15 protein-coding genes are annotated in these 16293 nt (G+C 37.8%); 14 read left to right on the forward strand and 1 reads right to left on the reverse strand.

Annotation, left to right across the window (positions count from 1 at the left end; translation table 11 throughout):
* The first annotated feature begins 51 nt into the window (after positions 1–51).
* A complete protein-coding gene (locus ELX58_RS01905; protein WP_162614593.1) occupies positions 52–2070 on the forward strand; it encodes a DNA internalization-related competence protein ComEC/Rec2 in 2019 nt (672 codons plus the stop codon).
* Between the two features lie 15 nt (positions 2071–2085).
* Positions 2086–3120 (forward strand): DNA polymerase III subunit delta, encoded by a 1035-nt coding sequence (holA, locus tag ELX58_RS01910; protein WP_133441472.1) that lies wholly within the window; start codon positions 2086–2088, stop codon positions 3118–3120.
* A gap of 48 nt (positions 3121–3168) precedes the next feature.
* Here the strand turns inward: holA and rpsT are convergent, their stop codons facing one another.
* Positions 3169–3423: a 30S ribosomal protein S20 gene (gene rpsT, locus ELX58_RS01915; RefSeq protein WP_133441473.1), complete on the reverse strand. Its 255-nt coding sequence runs from the start codon at positions 3421–3423 to the stop codon at positions 3169–3171.
* Between the two features lie 217 nt (positions 3424–3640).
* Between rpsT and rpsO the strand changes: the two genes are divergently transcribed.
* The 12 genes from rpsO to ELX58_RS01975 all read left to right on the forward strand — a co-directional run bounded on the left by rpsO (position 3641) and on the right by ELX58_RS01975 (position 16234).
* Positions 3641–3907, forward strand: a complete 267-nt coding sequence (gene rpsO, locus ELX58_RS01920) for a 30S ribosomal protein S15 (RefSeq protein WP_133441474.1) — start codon at positions 3641–3643, stop codon at positions 3905–3907.
* Between the two features lie 165 nt (positions 3908–4072).
* Positions 4073–5758 carry a ribonuclease J gene (locus ELX58_RS01925; RefSeq protein WP_133441475.1) on the forward strand — a complete coding sequence of 562 codons (1686 nt, stop codon included), beginning with the start codon at positions 4073–4075 and terminating at the stop codon, positions 5756–5758.
* Between the two features lie 5 nt (positions 5759–5763).
* Complete coding sequence (locus ELX58_RS01930; protein ID WP_133441476.1) at positions 5764–6690, forward strand: hypothetical protein; 927 nt, start codon at positions 5764–5766, stop codon at positions 6688–6690.
* Between the two features lie 160 nt (positions 6691–6850).
* Positions 6851–8182 carry a trigger factor gene (gene tig / locus ELX58_RS01935; protein ID WP_133441477.1) on the forward strand — a complete coding sequence of 444 codons (1332 nt, stop codon included), beginning with the start codon at positions 6851–6853 and terminating at the stop codon, positions 8180–8182.
* A 164-nt stretch (positions 8183–8346) separates the two neighbouring features.
* Positions 8347–9627 (forward strand): ATP-dependent Clp protease ATP-binding subunit ClpX, encoded by a 1281-nt coding sequence (clpX, locus tag ELX58_RS01940; RefSeq protein WP_133441478.1) that lies wholly within the window; start codon positions 8347–8349, stop codon positions 9625–9627.
* A gap of 63 nt (positions 9628–9690) precedes the next feature.
* Positions 9691–10284, forward strand: a complete 594-nt coding sequence (gene yihA / locus ELX58_RS01945; protein ID WP_133441479.1) for a ribosome biogenesis GTP-binding protein YihA/YsxC — start codon at positions 9691–9693, stop codon at positions 10282–10284.
* Positions 10285–10309: 25 nt separating this feature from the next.
* Complete coding sequence (obgE, locus tag ELX58_RS01950; protein ID WP_133441480.1) at positions 10310–11602, forward strand: GTPase ObgE; 1293 nt, start codon at positions 10310–10312, stop codon at positions 11600–11602.
* Between the two features lie 133 nt (positions 11603–11735).
* Positions 11736–12689 carry a ribonuclease Z gene (gene rnz / locus ELX58_RS01955; RefSeq protein WP_133441481.1) on the forward strand — a complete coding sequence of 318 codons (954 nt, stop codon included), beginning with the start codon at positions 11736–11738 and terminating at the stop codon, positions 12687–12689.
* Between the two features lie 18 nt (positions 12690–12707).
* A complete protein-coding gene (gene recJ / locus ELX58_RS01960; RefSeq protein ID WP_133441482.1) occupies positions 12708–15023 on the forward strand; it encodes a single-stranded-DNA-specific exonuclease RecJ in 2316 nt (771 codons plus the stop codon).
* A 16-nt stretch (positions 15024–15039) separates the two neighbouring features.
* Positions 15040–15558 carry an adenine phosphoribosyltransferase gene (locus ELX58_RS01965; protein WP_133441483.1) on the forward strand — a complete coding sequence of 173 codons (519 nt, stop codon included), beginning with the start codon at positions 15040–15042 and terminating at the stop codon, positions 15556–15558.
* 25 nt (positions 15559–15583) lie between these two features.
* Complete coding sequence (locus ELX58_RS01970; protein WP_133441484.1) at positions 15584–15970, forward strand: hypothetical protein; 387 nt, start codon at positions 15584–15586, stop codon at positions 15968–15970.
* 18 nt (positions 15971–15988) lie between these two features.
* A complete protein-coding gene (locus tag ELX58_RS01975; RefSeq protein ID WP_133441485.1) occupies positions 15989–16234 on the forward strand; it encodes a DUF896 domain-containing protein in 246 nt (81 codons plus the stop codon).
* Positions 16235–16293: the final 59 nt, after the last annotated feature.

Below are 16293 nucleotides of genomic sequence, written 5' to 3' on the forward strand. Positions count from 1 at the left end.
AATTTATTAATGGCGTTAATCATCACTGGGATATGCGGGGCTAATGTTTATGTGCTACATCAACGAAGGTTAAGTCCCGCTAAACAAACAACGCAAATCCTTAAAGTGTATCCAGATGAGTTACAGATTAACGAGAATTACGTTCATGGTACGGGGATATTAATTCATCCTCATCAAAAAATCCTAATTCACGGGGTCATTAACTCATCAGCACAGTTAAAGGAACTCAAAACTAACCATCATGCGCAACTTTGGCAGGTTAACGGAGATGTTGACAGCATTGAAAAGCCCACTAATGTTAACCAGTTTGATGCGAACCGGTATTACCAAAGTACCGGAATAACTAATTCGTTAAAGATTAATCAAATTCACAAAATTTCGAATCTTGAAGGAATTGACTTAGTAAATTGGATTCATTCATTTAGGCAACGATTAATTTCTCGAGCGCAGAATCTGCCACCATCGTTAAAGATATACGTATTGAGTCTAATTTTGGGTGAAACTGATCAAGAATCATCACCCGAATTAAGTGGGATCAAGCAACTAGGTCTAATTCATTTATTTAGTATTTCAGGTTTTCACGTCTATTATTTGGTGGGGATTCTTGAATTTATTTTGGTTCATCTAAGGTTAACTCGTGAGCGATACCGAATATTAATTTTTGGCTTCTTGCCGATTTATTATATTTTTGCTGGATCGTCAATCGGATTATTAAGATCGATTTTAATGGTGGAAATTGGACTGCTAAGCCGATCGATGAATTTTAGGATCTCACCACTAAATGTCTGGAGTTTAGCTCTGATGGCTAACCTGATGATAGCTCCGCAATCCTTAATTCAATTTGGCTGTCAATTAAGTTATGTCTTGTCATTTGCGTTGATCTTCACGCGTAACTATCAATTTTGGAAGCAAACCATTTTTATGAACATGGTGAGCTTTCCGTTTATCATCTTTAATATCTATAACTGGCACGTTTTGACAATTGCCGCAAATTTATTAATCTTACCGTTGTTTTCGGTGATTGTTTTTCCGGTGGTAATCATTGGGGCGATCATTAGTCATGTTTCAACAGTGATGGGACAACTTGCTGATTTATTTCTTAATTTCTTTGATAAATTTCTGAACGTTATCAGTAATTTGCCGGGGAACATATATTTTGGTAAACCAAATGCTGGATTAGTAATTATTGCGTTTTTAATAACGTTATTAATGGTTGGTAAACCCAGCTGGCGTTTAATTTGGACGTTATTTAGTTTATATTTATTGATGTTTACGGTAATTCATTTTCCGTTGAATGGTGAAGTAAGTTATTTTGATGTCGGTCAGGGGGACAGCTTTTTAGTTCGAACGCCATTTAATCGATCGGTAACGATCATTGATACCGGTGGAAAACTTAATTTTGGTCATCAGCCAACCAACTATCAGGCATTAAGAACGTCGATTAATTATTTGAATAGTCGTGGGATCCACACAGTCGACAATTTATGCCTTAGTCATCAGGATGCGGATCATTGCGGGGATGTTCCCGCGTTTTTACAGAAAATGAACGTTAAACGCTTGTTTATTCCGTTAGGGATGAACAAAAATATCCGGTTTATGAATCGAATTCGTCCGTATATGAATCGTACCCAATTAATTCCCGTTAAGAATGATGATGTAATTCCGCAAACAACTCTAAAGGTGGTTCATCCGTTTACGGGTGGACTGGGTACTAATGCTGATTCAATGGTACTCCATGGATTATTTGGTGGTAAGCAATGGCTATTTATGGGTGACCTAGATAAAAATGGTGAAACGGACATTATTCATCATTATCCTAATTTAAGGACTAACGTTTTAAAATTGGGGCATCACGGTAGCTCAACGTCGACGGGCCAAGAATTTTTAGCTCGAGTTAATCCTCAGGTCGCGATTATTTCGGCTGGTCGACATAATCGCTATCATCATCCTGATCCACAGATAGTTCAGTTAGTACGTAGACATGGAATTAAAATTTTTAACACGCAAAATAATGGTATGATAACGTATAATTATCATGGTAATAACGGATATTGGTCAACTAATAACTAATTAAGGGGCTTCTTTATGGGCATTCAGAAATTGCTTAATGATTTAACGCACAAGAAATTTCAATCGATATATTTAATCCTGGGTAATCAAGAGTATTTAAATCGGTTGATCCGGAATCGATTTATTAAGTTAATCCCAGATGGCGAACGAGCCATGAATTTTGCGGAATATGATATGCATACGGTTCAGTTAGACAGCGTTTTAAATGATGCTACATCAACACCGTTTATAGGCAGTCACCGCTTAATTTTTGTGGATAATCCTGATTTTTTGACTGGTAAGCCCGCCCAAAAGGTTAATAAGAATCACATCAATGAATTAGTTAAGTATTTAAAGCGACCGATGCCGTCAACGATCTTAGTCTTTTTTGCTCCATATTCGAAACTGGACGGTCGTAAAAAGATTACGAAGACGGTTAAACATACGGCAACCACGGTTAATTTGAATTATTTTTCTGAAGCACAGACTAATCGGTTTGTCCAAAGTGTCATTACAAAGCATGGGTACAAAATTAGTCCAAGTAATTTAAGTTTATTGTTGCAACGAACAGAAGGTCAGCTCTCGTCAATAATGGGGGATTTACCGAAATTACTGCTATATTGTCGAAACACTAAGGTGATTTCTAAAAAGGCTATCGACACGCTGGTCACGAAATCGTTGAACCAAAACGTTTTTGATTTAGTTAACGATGTTTTATATCAGCGAACGACACAGGCGATTTCGCTATACCATAATTTAATTATCGAGGGTCAGCCATCATTACAAATTAACGCGATCTTGGTCAATCAATTTAGATTATTGTTACAAGTGATGATCTTATATCGATATGGATATAGCCAGGGTAGTTTATCAAGAATGCTTAAGACGAATCCGTTTCGAATTAAGATTGCGTTGAGATTGATCAATAATTTCTCAATGGAACAGCTAATGGCCGCTGATCTAGGCTTAATCCATATGGAAATTCAGATGAAATCAACGAACCAATCGCCTGAAATGCTTTTTGAATTATTTATGTTAAAATTTGCTAAAAAAAATAGTCAATCTGAATAAGTCAGATTGACTATTTTTATTTATAGATTTAATCACTTAAGATTAAAATTATTTGTTAAATTGCTTAGCTAAATGAGACTTTTGACGCTTAGCTTTGTTAGCCTTGATTAAGCCTTTTGATTTAGCACGATCAATAGCACTGATAGCACTCTTGTAAGAAGCACCTAAGTCCTTAGAGCCAGCTTTTTTAGCTGTTAAGAATTTCTTAATGGCGCTCTTAGCCTTGCTTCGTTGTGCTACGTTACGCTGCTTAGCGTTAGCATTAGTTCTAACACGTTTGATAGCAGATTTGATGACTGGCATATTTTCACCTCCATATGGAAAATTTATCCATATATTCAACAAGAATATTATACAGAATAGTGGCTTAAAATGCAATGCACTCGTCAGTAGTTCTTGCGAATATACCCATATCGTAGTATATTATAAATGTTGTATATTTTTAACCCGGACTTGGTCTTGGGATTCCACTGACCCATTACTCAGTTCGTGGCACTTTTTTGAAAGGTGGATTTATTTTATGTTAAGTAAAGATACAAAAGCTAAGCTTATGAAGAAGTATGCTCAGCACGATGGCGATACTGGTTCTACTGAAGTTCAGATTGCTTTATTAACTGCTAACATTAACGAAATTAGTAACCATATCAAGACCCATAAGAAGGATCACGTTTCTGCTCGTGGTTTAATGAAGAAGATTGGTCACCGTCGTAACTTACTCCGTTACCTTCGTAACAATAACTTTAAGAAATATCATAATTTGACCAAGAGCTTAGGCTTACGTCATTAATTTTATTAAATTTTAATTTATTTTTTATGAATGCGAAATTACTGTTTAGTAATTCCGCATTTTTTTGTAAAGTCGTGCGATCAATAAACATTATATGCTAAACTGTATTTAGCTATATTACATGTTCGGATAAATAAAATTAAAGAAAAATACCTGGGGTGAACTATGAAAAGTAAAGTTGAAATTCTCCCACTTGGGGGTATACGAGAAAAAGGCGAAAATTTATACGCAGTCGTCGTTAATGGCGGCATTTATATTTTAGATTGTGGATTAAGATACCCTACAAATGAAATGCTCGGGATTGACGTTATTATTCCCGACGTTACTTACTTGAAACAGAATCGAAATCGAATCGTGGGTGTCTTTTTAACTCACGGTCATGAAGAAGCAATTGGTGCTTTACCTTATTTCTTAAAAGAATTTAACGTACCAGTCTTTGGATCGAAATTCACAATCGCTATGGCTGAACATTTAGTCCACAGTCATCGCGCCACTCGTAAATTTAACAAATTTAATGTAATTAATCCTAATAGTGAAATTATCTTCCGAGACGTTGTCGTCACATTTTTCAATACTACGCATTCAATCCCTGGATCGATGGGAATCGTCTTGAATACTAAAGAGGGTCAAATCGTTTATACCGGTAATTTTAAGTTTGACCCGACGGTTTACAAGAATTACCGATCAAACCTGATTAGAATTGGTGAAGTTGGTAAAAAGGGCGTCTTAGCATTATTAAGTGACTCAGCAAATGCTGAAAATTATCACGAAAACGTGCCTGAATTAAAGATTGATCAGTACCTGACGTACTTATTTAGCCACCGTAAGAACCGGATCATCGTTGGCTGTCAATCCAGTAATTTACTTCGGATCCAACAGATCTTTAACGCGGCCTTTAAAGCTCATCGTAAAGTTTGCTTGATGCACCCTAGATTAGAAGCACCGATTATAATCGGTCTGAAGTATCATCAGTTGACGTTACCAGCAAAAGGGATGCTGGTTAACCCGAAGAACATTAATTCCATTGATAAATCTAAATTAGTTATTTTAGAAACCGGTAAAATGGGAGAATCTCTAAAAGCCCTCAGAAGAATGGCCAGTCAACAGAACGGTTCCGTTAATATTAAGCCCAATGATTTAGTCATCATTGCGACCGAACCTAATCATTCGATGGAAGTTCAGGTTGCTGAAACTAAGGATGCTATTTGCCGAGCTGAAGGCATCTTTAGAATGATCACCGATGAATTTAACGTTACTGATAACGCTAGTCGTCGTGATATGCAGATGATCATTGATTTACTGCACCCGAAGTACCTAATTCCAGTATTAGGTGAATATCGAGTTCTTAAAGCATATAAGCGATTAGCTATTCAAATGGGCTTTCCAAAGGATCACATCATTACACCGTCTAAAGGTAGCACGCTAGTTTATAACGGCCACCGAATGAATTATGGTAAGTCAGTCCCTGCTGGTGATACCATTGTTGATGGCAGTGGCGTTGGTGACGTTGGTAATATTGTGTTACGTGATCGTAAAGTCTTATCTGAAGACGGGATCTTTATTGCCGTCGTTACGATTGATCATAAGACGGGTAAAGTCGTTGCTGACCCCCAGATCAAATCACGTGGCTTTATCTACGTCAGTTTGAACAGGGCTTTAATGAACAAGAGTGCTCAATTAGTTAAGCACATTGTTCAAAAGGATTTAAGCAATGGTCAGTATGACTGGAGTTATCTTAAGAAAGACATTCGCGATGTCTTGAGTAATTATCTATACAAGGCAACGACTCATCACCCTGTAATTATGCCAGTAATTATGGAAATTAATCATGTTAATAAGGAATCTGATTAAACTTCATGAAAGAACCTTGGTCGAATCAGCAAGCATTTAAAAAATATTTAAGTGCTCGTGATGATTATTCACGAGGGCACTATAAATTAGCGATTGATAAGTTAGTATCACTTGACCTGATCACTAAGAATGATGACGTTAATCACTTGTTGGTGGCTTGTTTATATCGACAGAAATCGTATCAAGATGCTGAACAAGTCTTATTATCTGACGTTAATTCATACACGACGCAGGATAAATTAATTAAGCTTATGGTCAACGTTTTGTTAAAGAATCACGAGTTTATTATCTGTCGAGAGATCGTTGCGTCGTTCAAAGCGAGCCCGTTAAAGACCCGTTTGAATCAACAGATAATTTATCAGGAAGCAACTTTTGATGATCAGACTAAATTAGTAAAGCGATTGGCAAAGCGCTTTTATCATTTATCTAATTTTAGTTTGATCCAGCAACGAATTGTTTTCCGGAAGTCACAGAAGCTTCCCCTTAAAACGTTTTTGAAAATTTCAAAAACGTTGTTGGTTGATCCGTTTTTGGTACCGATTATGCGTCTAAGTATTTTGGATGCGCTTCGCAAAATGGATCTTGAGATTAAAATTAAGTATCGATGGATTAATGATCAGGTATACTTGATTAACGTCGGTGATTTACAGGCTGTAACCGATACCCGGAGCTATCATCAGGTTATTAAGGTCGTTAACGATAGATATTATCATGATCCTCAGCAGACGTTAGCGCTTAAGCAAAATCTACGTTTAGGATTATCTTACTTATACCCATTTAATGATCGAGAAATCAAGGATCCACAGTTATGGGTGAGAATCGCTGTATTAAGAATGCAGGGAAAACAGCCTGAATTTAAAAATTTAAAAATTAAACAAATTTATTATTTACAGGTTAAATTAGATCAATTAACCAAAAATTTAATTAAATAATTATGAAATAAAGTCTTGAAATTGCAATGTCTATTTCAGGACTTTTTCATATCTAAATCCCTAAACTTCCTTAAACATTTACATTTAGCAATCATTACGTTAAAATTATTAACGTAAAACTCACGACAAAATTAATGTTAGAAATATCGGAGGGAACATTATGTCAGCAAAATGGGAAAAGACTGGTACTAATGTTGGTAAATTAACCTTTAGTATTAGTACCGATAAAATTAAGGAAGGCTTAGACAAAGCCTTTGCCAAGAACAAGAAGAACATCACGTTACCTGGCTTCCGTAAGGGTAAGGTATCCCGATCAATCTTCGATGCCATGTATGGTGAAGAAGCATTATATCAGGATGCATTAAACATTCTTTTACCAGAAGTTTACCCAGCAGCTTTGAAAGAAGCTAAGGTTCGACCAGTTGATCAGCCTCGCTTAAACATCAAATCTTTAGCTAAGGGCAAACCATGGGTATTAGAAGCCACGGTTACTGTTGAACCTAGCGTTAAGTTAGGTGATTACAAGGGTGTTCCAGTTCACAAACAGGATACTCGTGTTTACAAGAAAGATGTTGATTCTGAATTAAACCGTAAGCGTCATGACCAGGCTGAATTAGTATTAAAGCAGGGTCCTGCTGCTAAAGGTGATACTGTAATTATTGACTTTGCTGGTTACATTGACGGTAAGCCATTTAAGGGCGGGAAAGCCACTAACTACAGCTTGAAGTTAGGCTCTCATTCTTTCGTTGGTAATTTTGAAGACCAGTTAGTTGGTCACAAAGATGGCGACAAGGTTGACGTTAACGTAACCTTCCCAAAGAATTACCAGGCTAAGCAGTTACGTAACAAGAAGGCTACCTTCAAAGTTACGATGCACGAAGTCAAGGAAGAACAGTTACCTAAGTTAAACGATGAATTCGCTAAGGATGTTGATGAAGATGTTGACACCTTAGACGAATTAAAGGATAAGATCAAGAAACAGCTTAAGAACCGTAAAGCTTCCAACGCCAAGAACGCTTTAGAAGATGAAGCCATTGGTAAAGCTGTTGATAACGCTACTGTAAAGTCCATTCCTAAAGTTATGATGAAAGAAGATACCCGTCGTCAGATGGACCAGTACTTAGCTAACATGCAGCAGCAGGGTATCAACGCTCAGACTTATTACAAGTTAACTGGTACTACTGAAGCTGATTTAAAGAAACAGTTCGCAAATGGTGCTAGCCGTCGTGTTAAGACTAACTTAGTATTAGAAGCCATCGTTAAAGCTGAAAAGATTAACCCTACTAAGGCTGACCGTGATAAAGAAATTAAGAACCTTGCCAAGACTTATGGTATGAAAGCAAGTTCTGTTCGTAGTGCTTTAACTCCTGACATGCTTAACCATGATATTGCTATCGAAAAAGCAGTTCAGATGATTACTAAGTCAGCAAAGCAAGAACCTAAGTCTTACTTTAAAGATGATAAAAAATCATCTAAAGCAAGCAAAAAGTAATTAACTCACAAAACTTATGAGTAAGGGATCCATTTTAACGGTTGGTTAAATTGGATCCTTTTGTTCAATGAATTGAAAGTTGAATTAGTTAATGTGTTAACGAAATTATGTTATAGTTTTTAAGCAATCCAATAATTGCTTGAACTATTTAAGGGGTGATTAATTTGCGTAAAAATACTGATAAAGGCCCCATCACCTGCTCATTTTGTGGGAAAACCGAAGATCAGGTTAAAAAGATAATCGCAGGTCCCGGTGTCTACATCTGTAATGAATGTGTTGATCTTTGCAAACACATTCTGGATGAAGAAGCTGCTGAAAATGAAGTAGTTGATTCGAAGAAGGGTGAAGAGGCTAAAAATCATAAGATTTTAACCCCGGCTCAGATCGTTGATAAATTAGATGAGTATGTAATTGGCCAGGATGAAGCTAAAAAGACGTTGGCGGTTGCCGTATATAATCATTATCAGCAAATCCGTGATTTAGCTCATTTAAAGCCCGGTGATACCCAGATCAAAAAGAGTAATATCGTAATGGTCGGGCCAACTGGATCTGGTAAAACTTATATTGCTCAAACGTTAGCCAAGATCTTAAACGTACCCTTTGCAATTGCCGATGCAACTACACTTACTCAAGCTGGTTACGTTGGTGAAGATGTTGAAAACATTCTGTTAAAGTTAATTCAGAATGCGCATTACAACATCAAGAAGGCTGAACACGGCATCATTTATATTGATGAAATTGATAAGATTGCTAGAACTTCTAATAACGTATCAATCACACGTGATGTATCTGGTGAAGGTGTTCAGCAGTCATTACTGAAGATCTTAGAAGGTACGATCGCTAACGTTCCACCGAATGGTGGTCGTAAAAACCCGCAGCAGAAGTTTATTCAGATTGATACGAGTAATATTCTGTTCATCGTCGGTGGTGCCTTTGAAGGCATTCAGGACATCGTTAAACGTCGATTAGGTGATTACACGATCGGTTTTAATCCGAAATCAGGAAGTTCTAAGACCGGCCGTAAAGCTAAGATTACCGACCGAAACGTTATGCAGCACGTTATTCCTCAAGATTTAGTATCGTTTGGTTTAATTCCAGAATTCGTTGGTCGTTTACCGATTTTAACCGGTTTAAATAAGCTAGATGAATCTGATTTGATTAAAGTTCTGACTGAACCTAAGGATGCCTTGGTTAAGCAGTATCAAAAGTTGATTTCATTTGATGGCGCTAAGCTTCATTTTCAGAAGTCAGCTTTAAGAGCAATTGCTAAGTTAGCTATCAAACGCCATACCGGTGCTCGTGGCTTACGATCCATCATCGAAGATACGATGCGTGATATTATGTTTGACTTACCAAGTCGTGATGATGTCGCTGAAGTTATCATTACACCATCGACAGTTAACCGACATACTAAGCCGAAGTTAGTTTTAAAGAAAAATAAATAAATTAACGAAATGAAAGTAGGTTAATTAACCTACTTTTTTGTTAAACTAAAGAAGTGGATAATTATGGATACTACAGACGTTAAATCTGTGAATTTAGAAATCAGTGCCGTTGAACCTAAGCAATATCCACGAAAACGGTATCCTGAAATCGCTTTTGTTGGTCGATCAAACGTTGGTAAGTCGTCACTTACCGATGTCTTGATGAACCGAAAGAATTATGCCCATACCTCAAAACAGCCTGGGAAGACTCAGACGCTTAATTTTTATAATGTTAATGATCAGTTATATCTAGTTGATATTCCCGGGTATGGTTATGCCAAAGTCCCAAAAGAACAACGGGAAACGTGGGCCAATATGATCGATACGTATTTAACCAAGCGTCATGAATTATCTGGTGTTATTCTTTTGGTTGACGGTCGTCGCTGGCCATCAAAATTAGATACGCAGATGAAGACCTGGTTAAATTACTACCAGATTCCAACCTTAGTAGTTGCTACTAAGATGGATAAGGTCAAACATAGTCAATGGAACCGCGAAGCGAAATTCGTGAAAAACGCAATGGCAATCAATGATTCATCATTAGCTTTATTTTCTGCTAGTAAAAAGATTGGCCAGCATCGAATTTGGCAATGGATTACCAAGGTCGCCAAGTTATAAATCGTTATTAAAGTGAGGAATTAATGTGTTTAAAGATGAAGCTAAAGTAAAAGTTGAAGCCGGTAACGGTGGTAATGGTATTGTTGCCTTCCGAAGGGAAAAATTCGTCCAATTTGGTGGACCTTCCGGAGGTGATGGTGGCCACGGTGGTGACGTGGTCGCTAAAGTAGATGAAGGTCTTAACACATTAATGGACTTTCATTATAACGATACGTTTAAAGCTCCAAGTGGTGGCAATGGAATGCCGAAACGAATGCATGGCCGAAGCGCCCATGATGCTGTAATTCGAGTTCCAGCAGGCACCACAATCTATGATAATGACACGAATGAGCCCATTTGTGATCTAGTTCACCCGAATGATTCTTGTGTATTAGCTAAAGGCGGTCGTGGTGGCCGTGGTAACATTCATTTTGCGAGTGCTAAGAATCCGGCCCCTGAAATTGCCGAAAATGGTGAACCTGGTCAACATCGTAATATTCGTCTTGAATTAAAGATGCTTGCTGACGTTGGTTTAGTTGGTTTTCCTTCCGTTGGTAAATCAACTTTATTGTCAGCAATTACCAGTGCTAATCCCAAGATTGCGGGTTACCACTTCACAACATTGGTTCCTAATTTAGGGATGGTTAAATTACCGGACGGTCGTGATTTTGCAATTGCTGATATGCCAGGGTTAATTAAGGGGGCTTCAAAAGGAGTTGGCCTTGGTTTTAAATTCCTTCGACATATTGAACGAACCCGAGTTTTACTTCATTTAGTTGACATGAGTGGGATAGAAGTTCGAGATACGTTTAAGGATTATTATCAGATTAACCAAGAACTTAAGGATTATGATCCGAATTTGCTTAAGCGACCGCAAATTATCGTTGCTAGTAAAATGGATATGCCACAGTCTAAGGCTAATTTAAAGAAATTTAAGGAAACCTTGGCTAAATCTGATTTACCGAATCGTGAAATTATTCCAATTTCATCGGTTACCCATCGTGGCCTCAAGCATTTGATTCGTGCAACCGCTAAGTTGCTTGAAACGACACCTCGTTTCCCAATTACGGATGTTGCTTCACCAAAGCCGAAAGTTATTCATAAGTTTAGGGAACAGCCACCATTTACCGTTAAGCGCAACCGTGATGGCAACTGGGTCGTAAGTGGACCGAAAATTAATAAGTTATTCGATATGACTGATACAACGCATATGCAAAGCCTGATTCGTTTTGCCAAAAAAGCGAAAGGAATGGGTGTTGATAAAGCATTGCGTAAAGCTGGTGCCAAAAACGGTGACACCATCTTAATTCAAGGTCATGCGTTTACTTTCCAAAATTAAATTAAGTTTGATAAAACAAATAGCCTGGTTAAATCCAGGCTTTTACTTTTGGTAATCTAAAAACGCTAAGTCAGTATGATATAATTGAACCTGCGATTTTACTAGTAGATAAGATAAAGGAATCGAGAAACATATGAAATTAGAATTCTTAGGTACCGGATCAGGAGTTCCAGGTAAATTCCGAAATGTTGCTTGTACTGCATTACGATTACTAGACGAATGTAATTCTGTCTGGTTATTTGATTGTGGTGAAGGTACCCAGCAGCAAATCCTTCGATCGAATTTAAAGCCCCGAAAGATCAACAAAATTTTTATTACTCATCTGCATGGTGACCATATCTTTGGATTACCAGGATTATTGAGTAGTCGGTCATTTCAAGGCGGTAATACACCGCTTACGATATACGGACCGAAAGGGATCAAAAAGTACGTCTGCGTGAGCCTAGGTGTTTCTCAGACTAAACTTGCTTACCACATCAATTTTGTTGAATTAACCAAACCCGGTAAGATCATGGAAAATAATAAGTTTACGGTCTATATGGATACGTTGGATCATGGCATTACTTCGTTCGGTTATCGAGTGGTCGAACACGATCATCCTGGCCAGCTCTTGGTCAATAAACTTAAGCGGGATCACGTTCCGTCGGGTCCAATTTATGGACAGTTAAAACAGGGTAAAACGGTTCAGCTAAAAGATGGCCGAAAAATCAACGGTAAAGATTACTTAGGGCCATCGGTAAAGGGTCGAATCATTGCGATCCTTGGTGATACCCGGAAGAACAACCATTCATATGGCTTAGCTAAAAATGCTGACGTGTTGGTGCATGAAAGTACGTTTGCTGCAGAAGACAGTAAATTAGCCCATGACTATTACCATTCAACAAACGTTCAGGCTGCAGAGTTAGCTAAACGTGCTCACGTAAAACGTTTGATCTTAACTCACATTTCAGCTCGTTATACCGGCCATATGAATCGAGTTTTACAGAAGCAGGCTCAGAAAGTCTTCCGTAATACCCGTGTGGTTAACGATTTTGATATGATTAACGTTCCGTTTAATAAACACGACTACGTTATTTCCAAAAAGTAATTATTAGGGAAGAATTTAATGCAATCCGCTAGATTTAACTGGAAATTAATTCATTCTAATCATCCGGACCAGGTTCAGAAATTTGCTAAGGAATTAAAAATCAACCCGATTTTAGTCAAAATTCTTTTTCAGCGAGGTTATCGTGATGTCGACTCGATTCGTCATTTCTTATCACCGTCGCCAGAGGATTTTCATGATCCTTTTTTGATGCATGATATGAAAAAGGGCATTACCCGGATTGAAAAAGCAATTGAAAATTCTGAAAAAATCACCATTTATGGTGATTACGATGCTGATGGGATCACGAGTACATCGATAATGTACGAAACCCTTCAAGAATTGGGTGCCAATGTCGATTATTACATCCCAAATCGGTTTCGTGATGGTTACGGCCCTAATCCAGATGCATACCGAAGGATTATTAAAAACGGGACTAAGTTAATTATTACCGTAGATAACGGTGTTGCGGGACATACCGCAATCGCTTTGGCTAATAAATTAGGTTGTGACGTGATTATAACGGATCATCATGGATTACCTGACCCGTTACCGGATGCATACGCCATTATTCAAGCCCGCTTTCCAGGGGGTCATTATCCGTTTAGTGATCTTTGTGGTGCTGGTGTTGCTTTAAAAGTCGCAACGGCCTTAACAGGTGAAATTCCTCAGGATAAATTAGATTTAGCGGCCATTGGTACAGTTGCTGATATGGTCTCGTTAACCGATGAAAATCGAGCGATTGTAAAGTTTGGCTTAAAATCAATTAAAATTTCGTCACGACCGGGACTTCAAGCGTTGATTAAAACTGCTGGAATTAATCTGAAGAGCCTTAACGAACAAAGCATTAGTTTTGGAATTGCTCCCAGACTTAACGCTTTGGGCCGAATGGGCGACGCAAATGTTGGTGTTGAGCTCTTAACCACTTTGGATCCTGATCGCGCCGTTCATCTAGCTAAATTTGTTGAAAATCAGAACCAGAAACGAAAACAACTGGTGGCCAAGATCTCGACTGAAGCAATTCAAATTGCCAATCGACCTGAAAATCGTCGTCGACGAACGTTAATGATCGTTGGTGAGCACTGGCATCAGGGTGTCGTTGGGATCGTTGCCAGCCGATTAGTTGAGAAGTTTCATAAACCATCGCTAGTTCTGGATTATGATCCTAATAAGAAACAGGCTAAGGGATCCGGACGCAGTGTTAAAGGATTTAACCTTTTTGGTGCGCTAAACACAGTTAAGGATGAAATGGTATCATTTGGTGGCCACAGTATGGCCTGTGGCTTAACGGTCGGTAAAAATCAGTTAGTAGCCGTATCGAAAGCTTTAGAATTAAGCGGTAAATACCAACAGTTAAATCGCTTGTCTAAACCAAATTTAAATATTGATGCGGTAATTCCAATTCAAGACGTTAATTCGTCATTGTATTATCAATTAAGGCGATTAGGACCGTTCGGTACCAACAATCTGCAACCTAATTTTGAGATCCGTCCAGACGTCGTTAACGGTGTTTTCCAGATGGGTAAGACAAATCAGCATTTACGTTTTAAGGCTTGTGGTAAAAATAGTAAACTGAATGTCGTTGCGTTTAAGCAAGGACCGATGGCAAATACACTTAAAGCAATGCCGTATCAGGTTAATGTTGTCGGATCGATCGGTTTAAACGTTTGGCGGAACCGAAAGACTTTTCAGTTAGTGGCTAAGGATATTATGGTGACGGGGATACGAGTTATTGATCGACGAAGCCGTTATCTTACGCAAAATATGTTTAGGCCATCAACGGTGTATGTATTCTTTCATTCGGATTTAGCTAAATTAATTCATGGATATTTAAATAATGGTTCTAAATTTAAATTGGCTAAAAATTTGTCGCCGCGAGATCAGTTTGATAATATTATACTTGTTGATTGTCCAGACAACATTAAGCAATTTGTTTCGTTAATCAAAAAACTGAATGTTCACCAATTGACGTTATATTTATACCGTAAACGTCCAGCAATTAATTATGGGATGCCGACAAAGGATCAATACATTCGTTTATTTAAGTTTGAATGTACGCATCAAGATGTTGATGTCCGACACCAGTCAAAATTGCTGGCGTCTTACTTACAAGTTCCGTATGATATCTTAATTTTTATGATTAAGGTCTTTTATGAACTTCATTTCATATCGATTAAAAATGGGATAATGAATCCAATTAAAAATCCACAAAAACGTTCATTACAAAATGCACCGGCATATCGTTCGAGACTAGATGAAATTGATGTTGAAAAACGATTGTTGGGTGTAAGTTCTAGTCAGTTGATTCATTATGTTTGTCAGTTAATTACTGACTAAAAGGGAGTTAATTTTAATGGCTGTTGATTTAACTAAGTACATTAGTTCTTATAAGGATTTTCCTAAGAAAGGCATTTTATTTCGTGATATTTCACCATTAATTGAAAATCCAGACGCTTTTCGTGAAGCTACTAATCGGCTTGCTGCCTTTGCTAAAAAGGAACACGCTAATTTAATTGCAGCTCCTGAAGCCCGAGGTTTTATCGTGGGAAGTCCCGTTGCTTATAAATTAGGAATTGGTTTTGTTCCAGCCCGTAAAAAAGGCAAATTACCGACGGCCACCGTTTCAGCTTCCTATGGTTTGGAATATGGTAAATCAACGTTATACATGGAAAAGAAAGCCATTAAGCCTGGCGATCGAGTTGTTATCCTTGATGATTTATTGGCTACTGGTGGTACTTATTCTGCTACCGCTAAATTGGTTAAACAACTTAAGGGTAACGTTGTTGGCGCCGGTTTTATTATTGAATTGTCCGCTTTGAAGGGCCGTAATAAGATTGGTGACGTTGATACCATGAGTTTAATTAAATATTAATCTTAATCAAAGGTGTTGATTAGTTATGAAGATTTCTGATCTGCATCCAGTAAAATTACGGGTATTTAAAAAGAAAAATTTTTATGCCTGTGACCATCATTACCATGACTGGCAACTTGATTGGTCCCGGTTAAAAGAATTAATTACTGATAACAGTGAATTAATGGCCCAGGTAAAAGCCGGAATCGCTGAAGATTGGTTAGACACCAATGGCGTTATCTGGGACGATCGGATTGGTTATCATCTTCATCCGAATAGTCCGTACAATGCCATTGATTCCGTCTTCTGGGCGTATTCGCCATGGGGAACACCATGTATCGTCATCACGTTTTTAGATGAAACGACTCGAGCTTATGCACTGTATACCCACGGTAGAGATCGGACATTTCACTATTTAGGTAATCGTAAATAAAAATAAAGGAGTGATTCCATGTCAGATAAATATCTTGACAGTTTACTTCCAAGAATTAATCAGTTAGCTGAAATTGAAAAGAAACGGAATTTAACCTCAAGTGAGAAAAAAGAACAGAAACACCTGCGGTTAAAGTACATCACGCGTTTTCGTGCTAACTTAAGAAGTCGACTTATTCACACCAAATTCATTGATCAGAACGGGAATGACGTTACGTCAGATAAAGTTAAAAAGATTCAGCGAGAACATGGCTGGCGTAAATAAGTAGAGGATCGTAATAAACGAATTAATTCATTATAATTAAAGTAAAGGGAGGCGTTACG

The organism is Acetilactobacillus jinshanensis (assembly GCF_004359375.1).
Lineage (GTDB): Bacteria > Bacillota > Bacilli > Lactobacillales > Lactobacillaceae > Acetilactobacillus > Acetilactobacillus jinshanensis.

Bases quoted from the DNA above. Each gene is read 5' to 3' on its own strand.
- tig (WP_133441477.1), top strand. From the start codon at position 6,851: ATGTCAGCAAAATGGGAAAAGACTGGTACTAATGTTGGTAAATTAACC.
- rpsO (WP_133441474.1), top strand. From the start codon at position 3,641: ATGTTAAGTAAAGATACAAAAGCTAAGCTTATGAAGAAGTATGCTCAG.
- holA (WP_133441472.1), top strand. From the start codon at position 2,086: ATGGGCATTCAGAAATTGCTTAATGATTTAACGCACAAGAAATTTCAA.
- ELX58_RS01930 (WP_133441476.1), top strand. From the start codon at position 5,764: ATGAAAGAACCTTGGTCGAATCAGCAAGCATTTAAAAAATATTTAAGT.
- rpsT (WP_133441473.1), bottom strand. From the start codon at position 3,423: ATGCCAGTCATCAAATCTGCTATCAAACGTGTTAGAACTAATGCTAAC.
- ELX58_RS01975 (WP_133441485.1), top strand. From the start codon at position 15,989: ATGTCAGATAAATATCTTGACAGTTTACTTCCAAGAATTAATCAGTTA.
- rnz (WP_133441481.1), top strand. From the start codon at position 11,736: ATGAAATTAGAATTCTTAGGTACCGGATCAGGAGTTCCAGGTAAATTC.
- ELX58_RS01970 (WP_133441484.1), top strand. From the start codon at position 15,584: ATGAAGATTTCTGATCTGCATCCAGTAAAATTACGGGTATTTAAAAAG.
- recJ (WP_133441482.1), top strand. From the start codon at position 12,708: ATGCAATCCGCTAGATTTAACTGGAAATTAATTCATTCTAATCATCCG.
- ELX58_RS01925 (WP_133441475.1), top strand. From the start codon at position 4,073: ATGAAAAGTAAAGTTGAAATTCTCCCACTTGGGGGTATACGAGAAAAA.
- yihA (WP_133441479.1), top strand. From the start codon at position 9,691: ATGGATACTACAGACGTTAAATCTGTGAATTTAGAAATCAGTGCCGTT.
- ELX58_RS01965 (WP_133441483.1), top strand. From the start codon at position 15,040: ATGGCTGTTGATTTAACTAAGTACATTAGTTCTTATAAGGATTTTCCT.